Raw genomic sequence first — 20,977 nt, forward strand, 5'->3', positions numbered from 1 at the left:
ATTAAACCGTCTCTCTTCTATTCGTCTTCATCATAATTTCAACAAAAATTAAAATAAACAAACTTCCGTATAAACATATAATTTGAAATAACATTGGAACAAGGTCTTCTGATGTAAATGTTTTAAACAATAACATAATCGAAAGTGGAATAATTAAATATAAGTTTTTAAACCATCCATTAAAATATATATTGATTGCTACTGTAATGATGAAAATACTACCAGCTAATATATAACTTTGCATTTGGGTGAATATAAACATTTTTGTAGGATAAATCACATCTAATATCGTTACAGCCCCTATTAGAAACATTGGTGCGATTATGACTAACGACCACATAGCAAACCATGTTTTTGTAAAACTTGTTACGAAAGTCATTTTGCGAAGTAGAAAATTAGGACCTATCACAACTAAAATTAATGAAAAACTATATCCAACGCACTGAATAAGTGACATCTGTAATAGTCCGTTATTTACTATTAGAACAGAAGCAATAATCCAAAACGATACGATATTCATTACTGTAAAACCAATTTGCTTCCACGTTTCCTGTCTATCTCTTTCCATCACTTTTACAAGTTCATTTGCGTATTCTTTCGGTGAGCTTCCGAAAATTTCTTCTACGCTTTTTCCATTACTCTCACCTTCTATTAAATGAAGTTCTGCGTCTTCAATAAAGCTTTCAATATCGCTTTCTTTCACACTCTTTGCGGTCAAAAACAACCTCATATCTAATAAAAACTTTCGTGCTTCATTTGATAGCATTATTTTCTTCTCCCCTTCCCTTCAAGTAGACGTTCCACACTACTTTGCATCGCTTCCCAGCGATCCATAAATTCATCCAGTGCATCTTCGCCATCTTCTGTTAACGTGTAATACTTCCGTTTTGGACCAGATGGGGATTCCTTCATTACACTTTTTATGAATCCTTCTTTTTGCATTCGTATTAATAACGGATAAATACTTCCCTCACTCGCCATTGTAAAGCCATACTTTGCTAGCTTCTCACTCATTTCATAACCGTATATTTCACCTTCAGAAATAATAGCAAGTAAGCATCCTTCTAAAATCCCTTTCAGCATTTGACTTGTCGACATAATTCAAATCCTCCTACTATCTTGTTTTACAAGATAGATAAGCGTAAGTATCTTGCTTTACAAAATAGTATAGCAGAGACTATTTTGCAAAACAAGATAGCTAACAATATTTTTCCAAATCTTTGCAGGATTTTTCTTATCCACTCTCTAAATAGAGCAATATGAGAACTTTATTACGAAGGGATGTTTTTCATCATGGTTACAAATCGAGTTGTTTTTTTAACAGGTGCTGCAAGTGGTATTGGATATGAAATGGGAAACGCTTTTGCAAAAGAAGGGGCAAAAGTTGTTATTACCGATCGTCTTGAAGAACGTGCAAAAGAAGCTGCTGAACAACTACAAAAAGAGGGCTTTCAAGCTATCGGCTTAAAATGTGATGTTACATCCGAAGAAGAAATAGAAGCATCCATTTCTCAAACTGTTACTCATTTCGGTTCATTAGACATATTAATTAATAATGCAGGCATGCAACACGTTTCACCAATTGAAGATTTTCCAACCGAAAAATTCGAGCTACTAATTAAAATTATGCAAATCGCTCCTTTTATCGCCGTTAAGCATGCCTTTCCCATTATGAAAAAGCAAAAATATGGCCGAATTATTAATGTAGCTTCCATTAATGGCCTCGTTGGATTCGCTGGAAAAGCTGCTTATAATAGCGCAAAACATGGTGTAATTGGATTAACAAAAGTTGCCGCTTTAGAAGGGGCTACTCACGGAATTACTGTTAATGCGCTTTGTCCCGGTTATGTCGATACCCCTCTCGTACGGAATCAATTACAAGACTTGGCCACTACACGAAATGTACCACTTGAAAATGTTTTAGAGGATGTCATTTATCCACTTGTCCCACAAAAACGCTTATTACAAGTACAAGAGATTGCTGATTATGCGATGTTTTTAGCGAGCGAAAAAGCTAAAGGTATAACTGGACAAGCTGTCGTTATCGATGGTGGTTATACTGCTCAATAAAAAATAAAGTTTGCTCACGAAGAGCAAACTTTATTTTTTATCGCGAGGATCATCATACTGTAGTAATTGCCGTGGCAACTTCTCTATTGCAACAATTACCCCATCTAATTTACTTTCAATTCGATGAAGTAAATATAATGTTACAACAATTGGAAACCCTACATTACCTATCATCTTGATCCACTCTTCCATCTTTTTCTCCTCCTTTCATTATATAAATAAGAAAAAAGAACACATTTAGGCATAGAAAAACAAGCTATTATGTATTAGCTTGTTTTTTGAAACAATGATGCAATTTCTCGCTTATAATCTCCACGTATAATACCTTGCTCAGTAATAATACCTGTAATTAATTCATTCGGTGTTACATCAAATGCAGGATTATAAACAGTAGTTCCAACTGGCGTTACCTGTTTCCCAAAAATTTTCGTAACTTCTGTTTCATCTCTTTCTTCAATAACAATTTCTGCACCTGTTTGTTTCGTAATATCAAATGTAGATAGTGGAGCTGCAACGTAGAACGGGATATCGAAATACTTTGCTAATATAGCTAAATTCATCGTTCCGATTTTATTTGCTGTATCCCCATTTGCGACAATTCGGTCCGCTCCTACAATAATTGCGTTGATTTCTTTCGTTTGAATAGCATGAGCTGCCGTATTATCTGTAATAAGTGTTACATCAATACCTGCCTGTTTTAATTCCCAGGTCGTTAAGCGACCGCCTTGTAAAACCGGTCTCGTTTCACATGCATATGCATGTAAATGTACACCTTTTTCTTTCCCAATATAAAACGGTGCTAATGCAGTACCATATTTAGCAGTTGCAATACTGCCAGCGTTACAAATTGTTAAAATGTTATCACCGTCTTTAAAGCATGTTAATGCATGTTCTCCAATACTCCGGCATACCGCTTCATCTTCTTGCTGAATACGAAGCGCTTCTTCTTCTAATATTTTTTGCGCTTCTTTTATTGTAGTAATTTCTTGAATAGATTCTCTCATACGATCGATTGCCCAAAATAAATTGACTGCTGTCGGGCGTGACGTCCCTAAATAATTACAATCTCTATTAAACTTCTTTTGAAATTCTTCAATATGTAAAGTAGTATATTTTTTTGATGCAAGCGCCAAGCCAAATGCAGCTACAATTCCAATTGCAGGTGCTCCTCGTACTTCTAGCATGACAATACTTTTCCATACCTCTTCAATCGTCGTTAATGTTTTGTATTCTGTGCTATGCGGCAACTTTGTTTGATTTAATACTGCAATGGCATCACCTTTCCAACTGACAGACCTCGGAATCGTAACAACTGTACTCATGCTTTTACCCCTCCAGAAATTGTCTGTTGGAATAATGCTCGGAACAGTTGAATATCAGCGTTCTTAGATTCATATTTTATTAGTTCTCTACCTAAGGATAACGCTTGTTTCTTAGCTTGAATTCTCGTTTCTTTATTTGCTATTTCATCTAAATCAGCTACATGCGCTAAGCCAATTGTTCTTCGGATAAGCTCACATCCAGCAAATCCAACAGCATCAGTAAAGATATTTTGCAAAATAATTGGTAACCATTGTTTTTCTTTCGTATATGCTTCTACACCTTCTCCAATCCATAACTTCGTAAAAGTTTCTACAAAATAACTCCACGTCTTCTCTATATGGAAAAATAGTACACTTCTCTGTTCTTCTTCTCTAGATAAAGCATTTAATAATAGATTTGCAATAAATTGACCAATGTCAAATCCAAATGGGCCATATGTCGCAAATTCTGGATCAATCACTTTCGTTTCAGAAGGTGATGAAAAAATACTACCTGTATGTAAGTCACCATGAATAAGAGTTTCCTTTCTTGTTAAGAACTTATATTTATATTGTGCGACTTTTAGTTTTAAAGTTTTGTCACTCCAAAGTTCATCAACAGCCAATTGTAACTCCGGCTCATAATCATTCGTATCGTAATGGCCAAATGGATCTGTAAACACTAAATCTTCTGTAATTTTGCAGAGGTCTGGATTTACAAATGTACCTTCTAGTACCCTTTTCTCTTCTGACTGTAAACCAAAATCTGAAGTATAAAATAAAACATGTGCTAGAAAACGACCAATATGCTGGGATAAAAGCGGATATTCTTCTCCGTCTATTAATCCTTTTCTTGTAATTGTTAGTCTTGATAAGTCTTCTATTACCGTTATCGCTAACTCTTCATCATGACTGTACACTACTGGAACATAATCTGGTACATACTGCGCAAAAATTTGTAATGCCTTTCTTTCAATCGTTGCTCTTTTTATAGACAACGGCCAGCTTTCACCAACTACTTTCGCATACGGCAGTGCCTGTTTTATTATAATAGACTTCTCTCCATCATCTAATTTGAACACGTAATTTAAATTTCCATCTCCAATTTCATGACAAACTACATTTGCTTTCTTTTCAAAATAACCGTGTTCTTTCGCATATTGTATAGCTGTTGTTTCAGTTAATGCATAATATCCCATCGTCTTCTCCCCCTTTTTTATATTCAGAGGTTTTTCTGACGTAGAAAAACCTCTTTCCACTAAGAAAGAGGTTTGAAGTTTATCTTCTCCCCTCTTATCTGCCAGAAAGTTTTACTTTCTGCTGGAATTAGCACCGTGCCTTTTGGCGTCATAAACGCCCCATTTCACAATGGTATTACGGTCGGTTGCTGGGCTTCATCGGGCCAAATCCCTCCACCTGCTCTTGATAAGAGTTGTATAATTTTTTAGAATTTTTAACTTTATGTTGAAGACTATACCAAGAATAAAAATCACTTGTCAACATTTTATTTGTATAATTCTGGACGTCGATCCGCAAAAACTGGAATTCCTTTGCGTACTTCTTTAATTTTCTCGAATGTAAGCTCTCCAAATAGAATTGATTCTTCTTCATTTGCTTCTACAACAACTTCGCCCCAAGGATCGACAATTAAAGAATGGCCAGCAAACTCATTATTTGGATCCTTCCCTGCCCTATTACATGCTACAACATAACACTGGTTTTCAACTGCTCTTGCTTGTAATAGTAAACGCCAATGTGCTAAACGAACTAATGGCCATTCAGCTACAACAAATAAAACTTTTGCACCTTTAGCAGTATGAACGCGCATCCACTCCGGAAAACGAATATCATAGCAAATGGTGCCGGCGCACTCTACATCATCCAACTTAAATTCACCAGTACGATTTCCAGCTATTAAATATTTATGTTCATCCATAAGCTGAAATAAATGCACTTTACTATATTCATTGACTAGTTCTCCTTTATTCGTTACAACATACATTGTATTTGTAACACCTTGCTCTGTTTGCTTTGCTATAGAACCACCAACAATATGTACACCATATTGTTTCGACCATTCTATCAACTTTTCTTTCGTTTCCAATCCATCCCTATCTGCAATTTCAGAGAGTCTCGTTAAATCATATCCTGTTGTCCATAGTTCTGGTAAAACGATAACATCTGGTCTTTCTTTCATCGCTTCACTTATTTTATTTTTAGCATTCTCAATATTTTTTTCTACATCTCCAAAGACAATATCCATTTGAATACATGCGACTTTCATTTTTTCAGCCCCATTCTTATTTTTTTCTTTACAAAATACTGGAAAGATTATATCATTTGTCACTAGAATTGTAACAACTTTCAAAAGAGGTGGAAAGTATGAAATCATTTCAACCTTCTGAGATAGTAACATCATTGCCAACACAATTTTTCGCTTCACTTGTTGCAAAAGTTAACAAAGTTGTAGCAGCTGGTCACGATGTTATTAATCTAGGTCAAGGTAATCCAGATCAACCAACACCGCAGCATATCGTAAAAGCTTTGCAAGATGCTGCAGAAAAGACCATTCATCATAAATATCCGCCATTTCGCGGACATGAAAGCTTAAAAGAAGCCGTGGCAACATTCTATCAACGTGAATATGATGTAGTAGTAAATCCGAAAACTGAAGTTGCTATATTGTTTGGTGGAAAGGCTGGATTAGTAGAATTACCAATTTGTTTTACAAATCCTGGTGATACGATTCTCGTTCCAGATCCAGGCTATCCAGATTATTTATCAGGAGTTGCTTTAGCAAAAGCACAATTTGAAACAATGCCGCTTATTGCAGAAAATAAGTTTTTACCAGATTATACGAAAATTGATGACTCTATTGCCGAGCGTGCAAAATTAATGTTTTTAAACTACCCAAATAACCCTACAGGTGCTACTGCATCAAAAGATTTTTTTGATGAAACGATTCAATTTGCTAATAAACACAATATATTAGTTGTTCATGATTTTGCTTATGGTGCTATAGGGTTCGATGGTCAAAAGCCAGTTAGTTTCTTACAAGCAGATGGTGCCAAAGATACAGGAATCGAAATTTACACATTATCGAAAACTTTTAATATGGCTGGCTGGCGCATCGCTTTTGCTGTAGGGAATGAAAGTGTCATTGAAACAATTAACCTATTACAAGATCATATGTATGTTAGCATCTTTGGTGCAGTTCAAGATGCTGCCCGCGAAGCACTATTAAGTTCACAGTCTTGCGTAATAGACCTTGTAAATAGTTATGAATCTCGAAGAAACGCTCTTATTTCTGCTTGTCACTCAATTGGTTGGAATGTAGACATTCCAACAGGGTCATTCTTTGCATGGCTTCCTGTTCCAAAAGGATATACATCTGAGCAATTTTCTGATATTTTACTAGAAAAAGCACACGTTGCAGTTGCTCCTGGTGTTGGATTTGGTGAGCATGGCGAAGGGTATGTCCGTGTCGGTCTCTTGCATACAGAAGATAGATTACGAGAAGCCATTAATCGAATTGATAAATTAAATTTTTTCAAAAAGTAATTGACAACATGAAAAATATCTGACAAAATTCAGTTATCTTAAAAATTTAAACATTTCTAAATACTTCTTATCAAGAGCAGGTGGAGGGACGAGCCCGACGAAACCCGGCAACCGATCTACAATTGTAGACACGGTGCTAATTCTCGCAGCATTACGCTGACAGATAAGGAGCTGGTTGTAAAAAAACCTCTCCTTAGCTGAGAGGTTTTTTTATTTAACTAGGAGGTTATAACAATGAGCGGAATTATAGCGACGTATTTAATCCATGATGATTCACATAACTTAGAAAAAAAAGCTGAGCAAATTGCACTCGGTTTAACAATTGGCTCTTGGACTCATTTGCCGCATTTATTGCAAGAACAATTAAAGCAGCATAAAGGCAATGTCATTCATGTTGAGGAATTAGCTGAACATGAACATACCAATTCGTATTTACGTAAAAAAGTAAAACGCGGAATTATTAAAATCGAATATCCGTTATTAAACTTCAGTCCAGATTTACCAGCAATTTTAACGACTACATTTGGAAAGCTATCCCTTGATGGCGAAGTAAAATTAATTGACTTAACTTTTTCAGACGAGTTAAAAAAACATTTTCCTGGTCCAAAATTCGGGATAGATGGTATTCGAAATCTTTTACAAGTACATGATCGTCCCCTTTTAATGAGTATTTTTAAAGGAATGATTGGACGAAATATTGGGTATTTAAAAACGCAATTACGCGATCAAGCAATTGGTGGTGTAGATATCGTAAAAGATGATGAAATATTATTTGAAAATGCATTAACACCACTTACGAAACGCATCATATCTGGAAAAGAAGTTTTACAATCCGTATATGAAACGTACGGACATAAAACGTTATATGCCGTAAATTTAACAGGACGAACTTTTGATTTAAAAGAAAATGCGAAACGTGCAGTGCAAGCTGGAGCCGATATTCTATTATTTAACGTATTCTCTTACGGACTAGATGTACTACAATCACTTGCAGAAGATGATGAAATCCCAGTTCCTATTATGGCACACCCTGCTGTAAGTGGTGCTTATTCTGCATCTAAGTTATATGGAGTTTCATCTCCATTATTACTCGGAAAGCTACTCCGTTATGCTGGGGCTGATTTTTCATTATTCCCATCTCCATACGGAAGTGTTGCGCTAGAAAAAGAGGAAGCTCTTGCTATCTCAAAATATTTAACTGAAAACGATGTATTTTTCAAGAAGAGCTTTTCCGTTCCATCTGCTGGTATTCACCCTGGTTTCGTTCCCTTTATTGTACGAGATTTCGGTAAAGATGTTGTTATTAATGCTGGTGGCGGAATACATGGACATCCAAATGGAGCGCAAGGCGGCGGTAAAGCTTTCCGTACTGCCATTGATGCTACTTTGCAAAATAAACCACTCCATGAAGTAGATGACATAAATTTGCATAGCGCACTACAAATATGGGGAAATCCCTCTCATGAGGTGAAATTATGAGTATTCAAATATTTTGTGATTTCGATGGCACGATTACAAATAATGATAACATTATGTCCATTATGGAAAAATTCGCACCACCAGAAGCTGAAGAAGTAAAGAATAGAATTTTATCACAGGAGCTATCTATTCAAGAAGGTGTTTCTCAATTATTTCAATTCATACCTACTAATCTGCACGATGAAATTATTCAATTTTTAATAGAGACTGCTGAAATTCGTAACGGTTTTCATGAATTTATACAATTTGTAAATAAAAATAATATTTCCTTTTATGTTATATCGGGTGGAATGGATTTCTTCGTCTATCCACTCTTACAAGGAATTATTCCAAAAGAGCAAATTTACTGTAATGAAACAGACTTTTCAAGTGAATTCATTGCCGTTAAGTGGCCTCATCCTTGTGATCATCATTGTCAAAATCATTGCGGATTATGTAAATCATCACTCATCCGTAAATTAAGTAATACGAATGACTTCCATATTGTAATTGGAGATTCAATTACTGATTTACAAGCTGCGAAACAAGCGGATAAAGTGTTCGCTCGTGATTTCCTTATTACAAAATGTGAGGAAAATCATATTTCTTATACACCATTTGAAACGTTTCACGATGTTCAAACTGAATTAAAACATTTGTTGGAGGTGAAATTATGAAACAACTTTTTCGTCAATGGTATGACTTAAGCGAGATAAAAAAAGAATTAACAACACGAAATTGGTTTCCAGCAACGAGTGGTAATATTTCTATAAAGGTTAGTCATGAACCACTCACTTTTCTCATTACAGCAAGTGGTAAAGATAAAACAAAAACGACTCCAGATGATTTTCTATTAGTAGATCATCTAGGGGTTCCCGTATTAGAGACTGAATTACGCCCTTCAGCAGAAACAATCTTGCATACACATATTTATAACAATACGAATGCCGGGTGCGTCCTTCATGTTCATACAACTGATAACAATGTTATCACAAATTTATATAGTGATGCAGTCACACTTCAAAATCAAGAAATTATTAAAGCTCTCGATATTTGGGAAGAAGATGCAACAATTCACATTCCTATTATCGAAAACCATGCTCATATCCCAACGCTTGGAGAAAACTTCCGCAAGCATATCCAAGGAGATTCGGGGGCAGTATTAATCCGTAACCATGGTATTACCGTATGGGGCCGAGATAGCTTTGATGCAAAGAAAAGATTAGAAGCTTATGAGTTTTTATTCCAATTTCATATAAAACTATTATCAATTCAAGGAGGCGTTTCTAATGGCGCAAATTCGTATTCATGAAGTAAATACTCGCATTGAAAATGAAGTGGAAGTATCTAAATTTCTACAAGAGGAAGGTGTTTTATATGAGAAATGGAATATTTCTAAACTTCCTCCTCATTTAAATGAAAATTATTCGTTAACAGATGAAAACAAAGCTGAAATATTAGCTGTGTTTTCAAAAGAAATTGCTGATGTTTCAGCACGCCGAGGTTATAAAGCACATGATGTAATTTCACTTTCAAATAGCACACCTAACCTTGACGAGCTATTAATTAATTTCCAAAAAGAACACCATCATACTGATGATGAAGTTCGCTTTATTGTTAGTGGTCATGGCATCTTTGCCATTGAAGGAAAAGATGGGACATTCTTTGACGTTGAACTTGAGCCAGGCGATCTCATATCTGTTCCTGAAAATGCAAGACATTATTTTACCTTGCAAGATGATCGTCAAGTTGTAGCTATTCGTATTTTTGTTACAACTGAAGGTTGGGTTCCAATCTATTAAGGTAGTTAGTTGAATAAAAGGTCTTGGACCCCCTTTTCCAACCTTTTATTCACTCTACATATATACATCCTCCTATGGAACAGGCTTATTTCATTTTGAAATAAGCCTGATTTTTTATGGTTCTAACCGTATTATTCCTTCTTTTCAGTACAATCTCTCCCTTCAATTTTTCAAGTATATTTATTAATACTTTTTGAACATTTATTGAACTTTTTTTGAATTTTTTCTGAAAATTCTGTTTTATATATGATATACTACAATTAACTAAGAAGGAAAAAATATCGCAAACAGAGGGGGATAATCATGAGTTTACTTATCGCACTTATACTAGGGGTTACGTGTGGAGCACTTCCTATTATTCTAGGAGCTATTATGGAAGAATTAGAAGTTGGTGTTTTAGGTTTTGTTGCATCTTGTGTAAGCGCTTTATTTTTTGGTTTGTTCGGTGCTATTCCTGTTTCAATTCTGTGTGCATTTTATATAATACGCCATGCTCGTACAAAACAATTTGGTCCTAATCACATCGCGCAAGTTATTCCATTCCCAATGGAACGATGCCGCCGTGCTTCTAGCTTGTAATTATAAAATTAAATATACCTAAATAAATAAAAGTCCTCAAATGAGGACTTTTATTTATTTTCTTCTAGAAATTGAAACAATTCTTGTAGGTGCAAAGCGTCTTCACTATAGCTAACAGATACATGATATATACCATCAATCTCCGCTTCCATGTAAAGGTCAACTCCATCTCGATCATATTTCAATGCCAAATAAAATTCCATTTCTTCTAGCATCTTTTTTGAAGTTCGAATAACGTAATGCCCTTTCTCATCTCTTCCATATTCGAAATTCGGTTCAAAATCATATTTTTGTTTAAAAGCTTCTTTTTGTTTTTCATTAATTTGTATACATGTTGTTCTTTGTACAGTATCAATCATCTCATCAAATTTTTGAAGATCCATCTCATTTACCCCCTTACATATTTTTTGTATAACACTTGTGTTCCGCTATTTTCTTCCCCATCTTTTATTAGCTCTTCATACAATTCCTTCGCCAAACTTAAACCTGGTACTGGTAATTGTAATCTTTCAGCCTCATCTAACGCGATCTTCATATCTTTCATAAAATGCTTTACATAAAAACCTGGTTCAAAATCTCCCTTTAACATTCGAGGAGCTAAATTACTTAATGACCAGCTACCTGCTGCTCCCGTTGAAATACTCTCCAATACTTTATCAGGATCTAATCCAGCCTTTTTTGCATAAGCAACAGCTTCACATACTCCAATCATATTAGAAGCAATCGCAATTTGATTGCACATTTTTGTATGTTGTCCACTTCCAGCAGGCCCTTGCAACTGAATATTTGTTCCTAGTTTTTCAAATAACGGTAAACATTTTTCATATATTTCTTTCTCTCCACCGACCATAATTGCGAGTCTTGCTTCTTTCGCACCAACGTCTCCTCCAGATACAGGTGCATCTAACGTATATACATTCTTACTTTTACCGGCTTCATTAATACGTTTTGCCAATGTTGGTGTAGATGTCGTGAAATCAATTGCAATCGTACCTTCATTTGCATTCTCCAAAATTCCATCTATCCCAAAGTACACTTCTTCTACATCATGTGGATACCCAACCATAGTCATTACAACATCAACTTGCTTTACTAACTCTTTCGGTGTATCACACCAATTTGCACCATCTTGCACTAAAGAGTCTGTTTTCGATTTTGTTCTATTATATACATATACTGTATGACCGTCTTGCATGAAATGACGCACCATACTTTTTCCCATTACACCAATACCAATGAAACCAATTGATACATTTTTATGTTTCATTTTCTCATCCCCTTTGTTCTAATAAATCACTTACCATCTTTCGGAAATCTTTATTGAAGTCATCATCCATACTATTTTTCACATTTGAAAATAAAATAACAAAAGTCCCTTTTTCTTTATTAAAATTATTGAAAGTGTTCCAACCAGATAGTACACCATGATTATGAAAATAATCCGGATATATGTAAAAACTAAATGCATATTTTCGTTCTGGTGAAGGTGAAAACATCGCTTGTATACTTTGTTCAGAAAGAAGTTTTCCATTTATAATTGCTTCGTCTAATTTCTTCATATCTCCAACTGTCGTATACATCTCACCACAACCATATAGCCAATCCATGCCTACCTTCTGCGCTGGTACAAGCTCTTGATTTTTTTTCACATAACCCTTTGTAAAATTTTTATCTCCAGGTACCATATTTCCCATACCAGATTCATGCATATCTGCTTTTGTAAATATATTTTCTTTTATATAATCTCCTAAAGGTTTTTTCGATATATGTTCTATTATATAGGCAAGCACCATATAATTATAATCTGTATATCTCCAACCTGTTCCTGCAGGAAATTCTAAATTTTGACGTCCAATCCAATTCATTAACTGTAAACGGGAAGCAGCATTAACATTGCCTTTTGCGTGTTCAGGTAAACCAGAGGTATGCGTTAATAAATGATATAACGTAATATTTTTATTCTCCGGAAATGAAGGAATATATTTATTTACATTATCTTGAATATTTAGCTTACCTTGATCCTGCAGTTGTAAAATAGATGTAGCCACAACTGTTTTCGTAATAGAACCGATACGATATTTTGTGTGGGGCGTATTTTCTATTTTATTTTGAACATCAGCATACCCATATCCTTTATTCAATATAACATGCTCTTTATCTGTTACCAAAACTGTTCCATTGAATTGCTTTCCGACTAAATATTGATCTAATTTTTGAGATATGCTAGCGTAATCAATTTGCTTTTCTTTTTCTTCTTCTATATTCTCTTGTACTTCTGATTCAACAGCAGGATTCACCTTAGTTGTTAATTCTTTATTTTCCTTTATATTAGAATTATAGAGAAAATAGTATACTCCTCCACAAACTAAAGCGCATATTGAAACTATCATCATTATTTTTTTTATCATTTTTTTTATCATTTTGTTCCTCCATAATTCCTTCGTTCAAAATCCCCCCTACACTCTATTATCAAGTAATAAAAAAAAATCGCAACAATTTGTTGCGAAAAATCACTTTTTTTCTTTTCTATATACACACACTTGATTTTTCCCATTTTTTTTCGCTTCATATAATGCAATATCCGCTCGTTGCATTAATTCTTCTCTTGTAATCCCTTTTTCATATAATGCAACTCCAAAGCTCGCTGTTAATTTCGAAATTCCTGAGAATTGCTTTGTTTCAATGAAAAATCGTAATGATTCCGCAACTTGAAATGCTTCTTTTTCTACTGTATTCGTTACTAAAATAATAAATTCTTCTCCTCCCCACCTAGCAAATACATGTTGCTGCTCCACTTTAGATTTCATGAGCTCTGCAAGCTCAATTAATGCTAAGTCACCAAAATCATGGCCATACGTGTCATTTACTGCTTTAAAATTATCTATATCAAATAAAATAAGTGCTATGTTTTCATTATTACGCATCGCATTATCCCATTCTGCCTCGAGTATTTGTTGGAATTTCAAACGATTATAAATCTCTGTTAACGAATCTATCATAGCAAGTCTTTCTTGTTCTTGATAGATTTCATCTAATTCGGTAATCTCTGTACACTTCACAATAAATCTTGATAAATCTTCTGGCAATGGTGTCGCACGCAATAAAAAAGTTGACACTTCCCCTTCATAGTTGGACATCTTAATTCTTCTATCATATGATAATGTATCATCTAACCATGTTATATCATGAGTTGTTGAATAGTATCCATTTTCTCTAATAAGATGTTCAGCAAATACTAAATGTTGCTCACGATAAGCAAACAAATTTTCATATCCGAAAAACTCTAAAAAATTTGTATTACAATCAACAATCTCATCGTCTTCTACTATAAATAATAGATCATTTCGAAAATCAAACATCGTTTGAAGTAGTTCTTGTTGCAAACTTACTTGCCGCACTAAAGAAAGCTGATATAAACTTTTATTTACTTCCTCTAACACCATTTGCGGAGTCACAGGGGCTATCACAATATTACGTATTCCTAACGTAAGTACCTCTGCAAACTCGCTTGTTATTTGTTGATCCCAAATGACAATAAATGTACTCTGTGGATTATACATATTCTTTATATATTTTATTTGAGAAAAATCTGTTACATACATAATTACAATATGTGGTTTAGTCCTCTGAAATAATACTTCTCCTTCTTCAAAACTATTTGCTATAAACATACATTTTGGATGGATATTTTCTATCGTTTGTTGATGTGTGCATCCATTTTCTATATAAAGGACATTTAACTGAAGATCTTGTAATACATTTTGGAAAACCGTATTCTCTAATAAAAAATGTAGTATGTTCATCACTAGTCTTCACTCACTTCATATATCTTGTTCTACAGAATTCCTCACAAACATTTTATAAAAAACTGTTCTCTAAAAACTTTAATGAGTGAGGGATACATATTAACAAGCTAATTGAGAATGTTATCTTTGCTTTTTCACTCTATAAATTCCTTTTTTAGTGTATGATTATAGGAATTGTATCGTTTGTATGAATGCCCTAGCTTCCGCTTGAAAACTTGACAATTAAAATAAAGATATTATATTCTTAAATTCGATAACTTACAAAATGTAAGTAGAATATATTACATGTATTTTTTTCATAATTTGATATGTAATTTGGAGGATATATAATGACAAATGAAAACTTTTTTAATGTTTTATATGAACGCACATCTACACGTGCATTCAACCCAGAGAAAGAAATTTCATCTACAGAGTTACACGAGATTTTAAAGGGAGCTGCTCAAGCACCTTCCGCTTGGAATTTACAGCATTGGAAATTCCTTGTATTCCAAGGTGAAGATGTACAGAAACGATTACATCCAATTGCTTATAACCAACAACAAATTCTTGATGCTTCTGCTGTAGTCGCTATTTTAGGTGATTTAGAAGCTTATAAAAACGTTGAACCCGTTTATGGTCCAATTGTAGAACAAGGATTTATGAAAGAAGAAGCAAAAGAACGCTTAGCTAAAAATATTGAGTCTGCATATGCCCGTGAGCAATTCCCAAGAGATGCAGCCTTTTCAAATGCATCTTTAGCAGCAATGCAACTTATGCTTGCAGCTAAAGCAACTGGCTGGGATACTTGTGCGATTGGTGGTTTCAACCCACAAGCACTTACAGAAGAATTCAATGTTTCATCTCGCTATGTACCAATTATGCTTATTACAATTGGGGAATCAACTTTAAAAGGCCATCCTGCACCACGAATGAGCGTAGAACAAGTGAGTGAATGGGCAAAATAATAAAGCGAAACTTGAATCAGTGTGAGGGTCTTACTGCCCTTTCATACGAATAAAAAAGAAACGAAGGTAATTTCATTACCTTCGTTTCTTTTTTATTCTGTCACACATCCGTAATACTAAAATGTATGATTCGACATCCACACATAAAAAACAGTAAATTTCATGCTATTCACATACATATAAATGACGTTTCGTGTCGAATTTTGTTAAAGCATCGAAATATAACCGTGTGTTTTTGTTACAATTATGATACAATGATAACAAATAGATAACAAGAGAGGGATTTTCATTGAGTTCATACGGAAGCTTTATTGCACTTTTATGTTACATAGTAACTGTACTGCTTCTATATTTTATTGGCGATGCTGCAAATATTTCAGTTTTACAATTTCCAAAAGAAGAAGCATTCCAATTAGAATCAGAAAAACATACTGCACGATCCATTGTACCGCTACTGTTAGCTCTTCCTGTATATATCATCGTTTTATATAAAAGCAAAAAAGTGTAAAGGCTACCTATTTCATTCATTTCGGTGGTCTTTACACTTTTTTGTGATATCTATCCTATTTTAAACATCATTCCGTAATAAACACCCAGCTAGTCTTTTAAAATGAGAAATTCCCCTAGAAAAAATTCCACTCTCTGTCCAGTCACTCACTACCGAACTTACATAGATTATAAGTGTGAAGGGGGTGATGAGGATTATGTTTGGATCATTTGGATGCTGTGATAACTTTAGAGACTGTCATCATCATGAAAGAGAGTGCAGACATCATGAGAAAGAGAAAGAGAAAGAAGTAGTTAGACCACAACAACCAGCTGTATGTAACGTACTTGCTAGCATTTCAGTTGGAACAGAGCTTTCTCTATTAAGCGTTAAAGGTGTTGGATCTTTCAACAATGTAATTTTTGAAGGTTTCTGTAACGGTGTTGCTCTTTTCTCTGCTTTAGCTCGTAATAACAATGACAAAGATAACAAAGATAACAATAAAGACGATAAGCACAATCAAAACCGAAATACTTTTACTGGTATTTTACGTGTATGCCCAGCTGATATCGTTGCTATCGCTATCTAATTTTGTTCCTTATCTTCAAAAGTAAGAAAATAAGTTTTACTTTTCTCATAGAAAAAACCTGAGACCGATTTCAAATCGACTCAGGTTTTTTTATTGATTATATACTTTTAACTAGTTCAACAACTTCTTCAGCAGTTGACATCATTAATGCTTTTTCTGCTAATGTTTCCATTTCTGCTTTTGACAACTTGCTTAGTTGTGTTCTTGCAGGAAGAATAGATGTTGCACTCATACTGAACTCATCTAAACCTAATCCTAATAATAATGGGATCGCAAGTGAATCTCCCGCCATCTCACCACACATACCAGCCCATTTGCCTTCTTTATGAGCAGCATCGATAACCATTTTTACAAGACGTAAAATAGATGGGTTATATGGTTGGTATAAGTAAGATACTTGTTCGTTCATACGGTCTGCAGCCATTGTGTATTGAATTAAGTCGTTTGTTCCGATAGAGAAGAAATCAACTTCTTTTGCAAATTGATCTGCTAATACTGCTGAAGCTGGGATTTCAACCATCATACCAACTTCAATAGAATCAGAAACAGTTGTACCCGCTTCTACAAGTTTTGCTTTCTCTTCTAATAAGATCGCTTTCGCTTGACGGAACTCATCAAGAGTTGCAATCATTGGGAACATAATTTTTAAGTTACCGTATACGCTAGCACGAAGTAATGCACGAAGTTGTGTACGGAACACATCTTGCTCATCAAGACATAAGCGAATTGCACGGTATCCTAAGAATGGGTTCATTTCTTTTGGTAAATGTAAGTATGGAAGCTCTTTATCTCCACCGATGTCAAGTGTACGAACAACAACAGGTTGACCTTCTTTTACACCTTCAAGAACTGCTTTATACGCTTCGAACTGCTCTTCTTCTGTTGGAAGATTGTCACGGCCCATGTATAAGAATTCTGTACGGTATAAACCAACGCCTTCTCCGCCATTATCGATAATACCTTGTACATCATTTGGTGTTCCGATATTTGCAACAAGCTCAACGTGATGTCCATCACTTGTTACAGTAGCTTGATCTTTTAATTTTGCCCATTCAGCTTTTTGCTCTTCAAATTTCGCTTTCTTTTCTTCAAACGAGCGAAGAGTTTCTTCTGATGGATTAACAATTACTTCTCCATCTAAACCATCGATGATTACGATATCGCCGTTTTGGATTTTCTCCATAACAACTTTCGTACCAACAACAGCTGGAATTTCCATAGAGCGAGCCATAATTGCAGAGTGAGATGTACGTCCACCGATATCAGTTGTAAAACCTTTTGCATACTTACGGTTTAACTGAGCTGTATCAGATGGTGTTAAATCTTCAGCAATAATGATTACTTCTTCAGAAATTGTACCAGGATTTGAGAAGTTAATGCCTAGTAAATGTGCAAGAACACGTTTTGTTACGTCACGAATGTCCGCAGCACGTTCTTTCATATATTCGTTATCCATGTTTTCAAACATAGAAATAAACATTGATGCAACTTCATCCATTGCAAATTCAGCATTTACTTTTTCACTATTTACTTTATCTTTTACTGGGTTTACTAGTTCTGGATCATTTAACACTAATAAATGTGCTTCAAAGATCGCAGCTTTGTCAGCACCTAGCTCAGCAAAAGCGTGGTCTTTAATAGCTTCTAATTCAGTTTTTGCTTTCTCAAGCGCAGCTTCTAAGCGTGCAATTTCTGCAGCTTCGTTTGTAATTGATTTCTTTTCGATGTTAAATTCAGGATTTTCAAGTCTGAAAGCCTTTGCAATAGCAATCCCACTTGATGCAGCGATCCCTTGAATGTTAAGAGTCATTATTCTCCTAATCCTTCGTTTTTCATAGTTTCTTCGATAGCTGCTAGTGCTTGAGCTGCATCATCACCATTTGCAGTGATTTTAATTTCCGCGCCTTGTTGAATACCTAAAGACATAACGCCCATGATTGATTTTAAGTTAACGTTCTTTCCGTTATACTCTAAGTTAATGTCAGAACCAAATTTGCTTGCAGTGTTTACAAGTAGAGTTGCTGGACGAGCATGAATTCCTGAGTCGCTAGTTACTTTAAAGATTTTTTCCATGATAATTTATCTCCTTTAAATTACAGTATTTTTTAGTTGTATAGACGTGAGTACTACATCATCTATTGTATATAATAGGCGATGTTCGGTCAACCACATCACCTATTATAATTATAAACATTTTGCGTCAAATTCCTACTGAATGTCAATAATAGCGTTTTCGCCCTTCTTAACATTTCCATCTTTTTTCAATTCGACTTGCTGCCCTTGCTGTAAATTCGTAAATACAATTGGTGTAATGATAGATGGTGCATTTTCTTTTACAAATGCAAGATCTACTTTTAATAATGGTTGTCCTTGTTTCACTTTGTCACCTTGCGCTACAAGTGCTTCAAAACCTTCACCATTTAATTTTACAGTATCAATACCGAAGTGGATTAAAATTTCTTTTCCACCTTCAGATTGAATACCAATTGCATGCTTTGTAGGGAATACGTTGACAATTTCACCATTAACTGGAGAAACTACTGTTCCTTCTGTTGGCTCAATTGCAAATCCATCTCCCATCATTTTTCCTGAGAATACTTGATCCGGCACTTCTGTAATAGGTAGGATTTTCCCTTCAATTGGTGAAACGATTGTTTCGTTTTCATCAACTTTTTGAGGAGCTTCTTCTACTTTTACAGGCTCTGCTTTTTCAACATGAGGTGTACGACCTGACATAATATCATGAATTTGTGATTTTAATGTGTCAGATTTCGGTCCAAAAATAGCTTGAATGTTATTTCCAACTTCAAGTACACCAGCTGCTCCAAGTTCTTTCAAGCGATCTTTATTTACATTCTTTTGTTCGTTAACTTGAACACGTAAACGAGTAATACAAGCGTCTAAAGAAGCAATGTTTTCTTTACCACCAAGTGCTACTAATACTTCACGAGGAAGTTCACCAGCTTCTGCTTTTCCTGCACCTTCATTCGCATTTGCAACTTCACGGCCAGGTGTTTTTAAATCCCATTTACGGATTGCAAATCGGAATCCGAAGTAGTAAATAACCGCTAGTACAAGACCAACAATAATTACCCACCACCATGCCGTACGGCCTGGTAGTACACCGAATAATAGGAAGTCGATTAAACCACCAGAGAATGTCATACCAATTTTAACACCTAAAATTTGCATTGTCATAAATGATAGACCAGCGAATACAGCGTGAATTCCGAATAATACTGGTGCTACGAATAAGAATGAAAATTCAAGTGGCTCTGTAATACCTGTTAAGAAAGATGTTAATGCAGCAGAACCTAAAATACCAGCTGCTAATTTTTTATTTTCTGGACGTGCTTCATGGTACATTGCTAAAGCTGCTGCTGGAAGACCGAACATCATGAACGGATACTTACCAGTTGTAAATGTACCTGCTGTTAATTCTACACCGTCTTTTAACTGTGCCATAAAGATTTTTTGGTCACCACGAATTAATTCGCCAGCCGCATTTGTATACTGACCGAATTCGAACCAGAACGGTGAATAGAAAATGTGATGTAATCCAAACGGAATTAATGAACGTTCAATTAAACCGAATATGAATGCTGCTAATGTTCTATTTGCATCAATCATTTGATGTGAGAACGTGTTTAAGCCACCTTGAATGTATGGCCAAACGAAGCACATGATAATACCTACTATTAAAGAGAATGTTGCAGTTGCGATCGGTACGAAACGCTTACCTGCAAAGAAACCTAAGTATGATGGTAATTCAATGTTGAAGTATTTATTATAGCAATATGCCGCTACTATCCCAACGATAATACCACCAAACACTCCAGTTTGTAGCGTTGGAATTCCTAATACGTTTGCATACGCTGGATCTGCAAATCCAACTTTTACTGGGTCTGCTCCAGAACTTGTTACTTTCACTAGCTTATCTACTTCTAAGAACACACTCATCGTTTTGTTCATAATTAAGTAGCCAACGAATGCTGCTAAACCAGCTACTCCGTCTCCACCAGCTAAGCCAATTGCTACCCCAACTGCGAATAGTAATGCAAGGTTAGCGAAAATAATATCACCAGATTGTTCCATAATTTTTGCTACCATTACGAACCAATCTGCTTTTAAAGCAGGAATAACATTTGTTAACTGTGGATTTTGAAATGCATTACCAAATCCAAGTAAAATACCTGCTGCCGGTAAAATCGCTACTGGAAGCATAAGCGCTTTTCCGACTTTTTGAAGAACACCAAAGATCTTCTTAAACATGGAAACCCTTCCTCTCTTATCTATATTGATACCTTCCGACAAACGCCAAAAAGGCATGAGGAAAAAAAGATAGAACGATAGCTATACAAAGGGTAGTATATCCCT

23 protein-coding genes and 2 riboswitches are annotated in these 20,977 nt (G+C 35.1%); of the genes, 10 read left to right on the forward strand and 13 right to left on the reverse strand.

Features of this window, described 5'->3' with window-relative positions; genetic code table 11:
- Position 1: 1 nt before the first annotated feature.
- Entirely contained in the window at positions 2-766 is a 765-nt protein-coding gene (locus ACTFNE_RS01625; protein ID WP_046197892.1) for a DUF1129 domain-containing protein, read from the reverse strand.
- Positions 766-1,098 (reverse strand): PadR family transcriptional regulator, encoded by a 333-nt coding sequence (locus ACTFNE_RS01630; protein ID WP_000107963.1) that lies wholly within the window; start codon positions 1,096-1,098, stop codon positions 766-768. Before ACTFNE_RS01630 ends, ACTFNE_RS01625 begins: the two co-directional genes overlap by 1 nt.
- A 195-nt stretch (positions 1,099-1,293) precedes the next feature.
- Between ACTFNE_RS01630 and ACTFNE_RS01635 the strand changes: the two genes are divergently transcribed.
- The gene (locus ACTFNE_RS01635) at positions 1,294-2,070 is read left to right on the forward strand and encodes a 3-hydroxybutyrate dehydrogenase (protein WP_000258438.1); all 777 of its coding nucleotides are present in this window, start codon (positions 1,294-1,296) and stop codon (positions 2,068-2,070) included.
- 30 nt (positions 2,071-2,100) lie between these two features.
- Here ACTFNE_RS01635 and ACTFNE_RS01640 read toward each other — a convergent pair whose 3' ends face one another.
- The 4 genes from ACTFNE_RS01640 to ACTFNE_RS01655 all read right to left on the reverse strand — a co-directional run bounded on the left by ACTFNE_RS01640 (position 2,101) and on the right by ACTFNE_RS01655 (position 5,739).
- On the reverse strand, positions 2,101-2,262 hold the full coding sequence (locus tag ACTFNE_RS01640; protein ID WP_000393331.1) for a YvrJ family protein: 162 nt from the start codon (positions 2,260-2,262) through the stop codon (positions 2,101-2,103).
- 74 nt (positions 2,263-2,336) lie between these two features.
- Positions 2,337-3,392, reverse strand: coding sequence for an S-methyl-5-thioribose-1-phosphate isomerase (gene mtnA / locus ACTFNE_RS01645; protein ID WP_046197891.1), 1,056 nt, complete (start codon positions 3,390-3,392; stop codon positions 2,337-2,339).
- The gene (mtnK, locus tag ACTFNE_RS01650; RefSeq protein WP_270705459.1) at positions 3,389-4,570 is read right to left on the reverse strand and encodes an S-methyl-5-thioribose kinase; all 1,182 of its coding nucleotides are present in this window, start codon (positions 4,568-4,570) and stop codon (positions 3,389-3,391) included. Before mtnK ends, mtnA begins: the two co-directional genes overlap by 4 nt.
- Before the next feature lie 91 nt (positions 4,571-4,661).
- Positions 4,662-4,803: riboswitch (SAM riboswitch) on the reverse strand.
- Between the two features lie 72 nt (positions 4,804-4,875).
- Positions 4,876-5,739, reverse strand: a complete 864-nt coding sequence (locus tag ACTFNE_RS01655; protein ID WP_025991622.1) for a carbon-nitrogen family hydrolase — start codon at positions 5,737-5,739, stop codon at positions 4,876-4,878.
- A 14-nt stretch (positions 5,740-5,753) separates the two neighbouring features.
- Between ACTFNE_RS01655 and ACTFNE_RS01660 the strand changes: the two genes are divergently transcribed.
- The 6 genes from ACTFNE_RS01660 (at position 5,754) to ACTFNE_RS01685 (ending at position 10,771) form a co-directional block, all read left to right on the forward strand.
- Positions 5,754-6,932, forward strand: coding sequence for a pyridoxal phosphate-dependent aminotransferase (locus ACTFNE_RS01660; RefSeq protein ID WP_046197889.1), 1,179 nt, complete (start codon positions 5,754-5,756; stop codon positions 6,930-6,932).
- A 64-nt stretch (positions 6,933-6,996) separates the two neighbouring features.
- A riboswitch (SAM riboswitch) is annotated at positions 6,997-7,102 on the forward strand.
- A 64-nt stretch (positions 7,103-7,166) separates the two neighbouring features.
- The gene (gene mtnW / locus ACTFNE_RS01665) at positions 7,167-8,411 is read left to right on the forward strand and encodes a 2,3-diketo-5-methylthiopentyl-1-phosphate enolase (protein WP_046197888.1); all 1,245 of its coding nucleotides are present in this window, start codon (positions 7,167-7,169) and stop codon (positions 8,409-8,411) included.
- A complete protein-coding gene (gene mtnX / locus ACTFNE_RS01670; RefSeq protein ID WP_046197887.1) occupies positions 8,408-9,067 on the forward strand; it encodes a 2-hydroxy-3-keto-5-methylthiopentenyl-1-phosphate phosphatase in 660 nt (219 codons plus the stop codon). The genes mtnW and mtnX overlap by 4 nt, the downstream gene beginning before the upstream one ends.
- The gene (locus tag ACTFNE_RS01675) at positions 9,064-9,702 is read left to right on the forward strand and encodes a methylthioribulose 1-phosphate dehydratase (protein ID WP_000811326.1); all 639 of its coding nucleotides are present in this window, start codon (positions 9,064-9,066) and stop codon (positions 9,700-9,702) included. Before mtnX ends, ACTFNE_RS01675 begins: the two co-directional genes overlap by 4 nt.
- A complete protein-coding gene (locus ACTFNE_RS01680; RefSeq protein ID WP_000057309.1) occupies positions 9,680-10,192 on the forward strand; it encodes a 1,2-dihydroxy-3-keto-5-methylthiopentene dioxygenase in 513 nt (170 codons plus the stop codon). The genes ACTFNE_RS01675 and ACTFNE_RS01680 overlap by 23 nt, the downstream gene beginning before the upstream one ends.
- A 303-nt stretch (positions 10,193-10,495) precedes the next feature.
- Positions 10,496-10,771, forward strand: a complete 276-nt coding sequence (locus tag ACTFNE_RS01685) for a hypothetical protein (RefSeq protein ID WP_000054669.1) — start codon at positions 10,496-10,498, stop codon at positions 10,769-10,771.
- 50 nt (positions 10,772-10,821) lie between these two features.
- On the opposite strand, the gene ACTFNE_RS01690 is transcribed toward ACTFNE_RS01685, so the two are convergent.
- From ACTFNE_RS01690 to ACTFNE_RS01705, 4 genes are all read right to left on the reverse strand, one after another.
- A complete protein-coding gene (locus ACTFNE_RS01690) occupies positions 10,822-11,154 on the reverse strand; it encodes a DUF3909 family protein (RefSeq protein ID WP_270705460.1) in 333 nt (110 codons plus the stop codon).
- A 5-nt stretch (positions 11,155-11,159) separates the two neighbouring features.
- Positions 11,160-12,038 carry an NAD(P)-dependent oxidoreductase gene (locus tag ACTFNE_RS01695; protein ID WP_270705461.1) on the reverse strand — a complete coding sequence of 293 codons (879 nt, stop codon included), beginning with the start codon at positions 12,036-12,038 and terminating at the stop codon, positions 11,160-11,162.
- A gap of 4 nt (positions 12,039-12,042) precedes the next feature.
- Positions 12,043-13,179, reverse strand: a complete 1,137-nt coding sequence (locus ACTFNE_RS01700) for a serine hydrolase domain-containing protein (protein ID WP_046197884.1) — start codon at positions 13,177-13,179, stop codon at positions 12,043-12,045.
- 102 nt (positions 13,180-13,281) lie between these two features.
- A complete protein-coding gene (locus ACTFNE_RS01705; protein WP_001023204.1) occupies positions 13,282-14,574 on the reverse strand; it encodes a GGDEF domain-containing protein in 1,293 nt (430 codons plus the stop codon).
- A gap of 332 nt (positions 14,575-14,906) precedes the next feature.
- On the opposite strand from ACTFNE_RS01705, the gene ACTFNE_RS01710 reads away from it, so the two are divergent.
- From ACTFNE_RS01710 to ACTFNE_RS01720, 3 genes are all read left to right on the forward strand, one after another.
- Entirely contained in the window at positions 14,907-15,524 is a 618-nt protein-coding gene (locus tag ACTFNE_RS01710) for a nitroreductase family protein (RefSeq protein ID WP_000180604.1), read from the forward strand.
- A 289-nt stretch (positions 15,525-15,813) separates the two neighbouring features.
- Positions 15,814-16,032 (forward strand): hypothetical protein, encoded by a 219-nt coding sequence (locus ACTFNE_RS01715; RefSeq protein WP_000100487.1) that lies wholly within the window; start codon positions 15,814-15,816, stop codon positions 16,030-16,032.
- 196 nt (positions 16,033-16,228) lie between these two features.
- The gene (locus ACTFNE_RS01720) at positions 16,229-16,600 is read left to right on the forward strand and encodes a DUF3915 family protein (protein WP_000468014.1); all 372 of its coding nucleotides are present in this window, start codon (positions 16,229-16,231) and stop codon (positions 16,598-16,600) included.
- 97 nt (positions 16,601-16,697) lie between these two features.
- Here ACTFNE_RS01720 and ptsP read toward each other — a convergent pair whose 3' ends face one another.
- From ptsP to ptsG, 3 genes are all read right to left on the reverse strand, one after another.
- Positions 16,698-18,410 (reverse strand): phosphoenolpyruvate--protein phosphotransferase, encoded by a 1,713-nt coding sequence (gene ptsP / locus ACTFNE_RS01725; protein ID WP_000174221.1) that lies wholly within the window; start codon positions 18,408-18,410, stop codon positions 16,698-16,700.
- Entirely contained in the window at positions 18,410-18,673 is a 264-nt protein-coding gene (gene ptsH / locus ACTFNE_RS01730) for a phosphocarrier protein HPr (RefSeq protein WP_000411079.1), read from the reverse strand. Before ptsH ends, ptsP begins: the two co-directional genes overlap by 1 nt.
- Positions 18,674-18,808: 135 nt before the next feature.
- On the reverse strand, positions 18,809-20,872 hold the full coding sequence (gene ptsG / locus ACTFNE_RS01735; RefSeq protein ID WP_000473205.1) for a PTS glucose transporter subunit IIABC: 2,064 nt from the start codon (positions 20,870-20,872) through the stop codon (positions 18,809-18,811).
- Between the last annotated feature and the right edge of the window lie 105 nt (positions 20,873-20,977).

This window comes from Bacillus cereus group sp. MYBKT111-2, assembly GCF_051915205.1.
GTDB classification, from domain to species: Bacteria; Bacillota; Bacilli; order Bacillales; family Bacillaceae_G; genus Bacillus_A; species Bacillus_A paranthracis.

Coding starts and splice junctions, on each gene's coding strand:
- ACTFNE_RS01625 (WP_046197892.1), bottom strand. CDS start 766: ATGCTATCAAATGAAGCACGAAAGTTTTTATTAGATATGAGGTTGTTT.
- ACTFNE_RS01630 (WP_000107963.1), bottom strand. CDS start 1,098: ATGTCGACAAGTCAAATGCTGAAAGGGATTTTAGAAGGATGCTTACTT.
- ACTFNE_RS01635 (WP_000258438.1), top strand. CDS start 1,294: ATGGTTACAAATCGAGTTGTTTTTTTAACAGGTGCTGCAAGTGGTATT.
- ACTFNE_RS01640 (WP_000393331.1), bottom strand. CDS start 2,262: ATGGAAGAGTGGATCAAGATGATAGGTAATGTAGGGTTTCCAATTGTT.
- mtnA (WP_046197891.1), bottom strand. CDS start 3,392: ATGAGTACAGTTGTTACGATTCCGAGGTCTGTCAGTTGGAAAGGTGAT.
- mtnK (WP_270705459.1), bottom strand. CDS start 4,570: ATGGGATATTATGCATTAACTGAAACAACAGCTATACAATATGCGAAA.
- ACTFNE_RS01660 (WP_046197889.1), top strand. CDS start 5,754: ATGAAATCATTTCAACCTTCTGAGATAGTAACATCATTGCCAACACAA.
- mtnW (WP_046197888.1), top strand. CDS start 7,167: ATGAGCGGAATTATAGCGACGTATTTAATCCATGATGATTCACATAAC.
- mtnX (WP_046197887.1), top strand. CDS start 8,408: ATGAGTATTCAAATATTTTGTGATTTCGATGGCACGATTACAAATAAT.
- ACTFNE_RS01675 (WP_000811326.1), top strand. CDS start 9,064: ATGAAACAACTTTTTCGTCAATGGTATGACTTAAGCGAGATAAAAAAA.
- ACTFNE_RS01680 (WP_000057309.1), top strand. CDS start 9,680: ATGGCGCAAATTCGTATTCATGAAGTAAATACTCGCATTGAAAATGAA.
- ACTFNE_RS01685 (WP_000054669.1), top strand. CDS start 10,496: ATGAGTTTACTTATCGCACTTATACTAGGGGTTACGTGTGGAGCACTT.
- ACTFNE_RS01690 (WP_270705460.1), bottom strand. CDS start 11,154: ATGGATCTTCAAAAATTTGATGAGATGATTGATACTGTACAAAGAACA.
- ACTFNE_RS01695 (WP_270705461.1), bottom strand. CDS start 12,038: ATGAAACATAAAAATGTATCAATTGGTTTCATTGGTATTGGTGTAATG.
- ACTFNE_RS01700 (WP_046197884.1), bottom strand. CDS start 13,179: ATGATAAAAAAAATAATGATGATAGTTTCAATATGCGCTTTAGTTTGT.
- ACTFNE_RS01705 (WP_001023204.1), bottom strand. CDS start 14,574: ATGAACATACTACATTTTTTATTAGAGAATACGGTTTTCCAAAATGTA.
- ACTFNE_RS01710 (WP_000180604.1), top strand. CDS start 14,907: ATGACAAATGAAAACTTTTTTAATGTTTTATATGAACGCACATCTACA.
- ACTFNE_RS01720 (WP_000468014.1), top strand. CDS start 16,229: ATGTTTGGATCATTTGGATGCTGTGATAACTTTAGAGACTGTCATCAT.
- ptsP (WP_000174221.1), bottom strand. CDS start 18,410: ATGACTCTTAACATTCAAGGGATCGCTGCATCAAGTGGGATTGCTATT.
- ptsH (WP_000411079.1), bottom strand. CDS start 18,673: ATGGAAAAAATCTTTAAAGTAACTAGCGACTCAGGAATTCATGCTCGT.
- ptsG (WP_000473205.1), bottom strand. CDS start 20,872: ATGTTTAAGAAGATCTTTGGTGTTCTTCAAAAAGTCGGAAAAGCGCTT.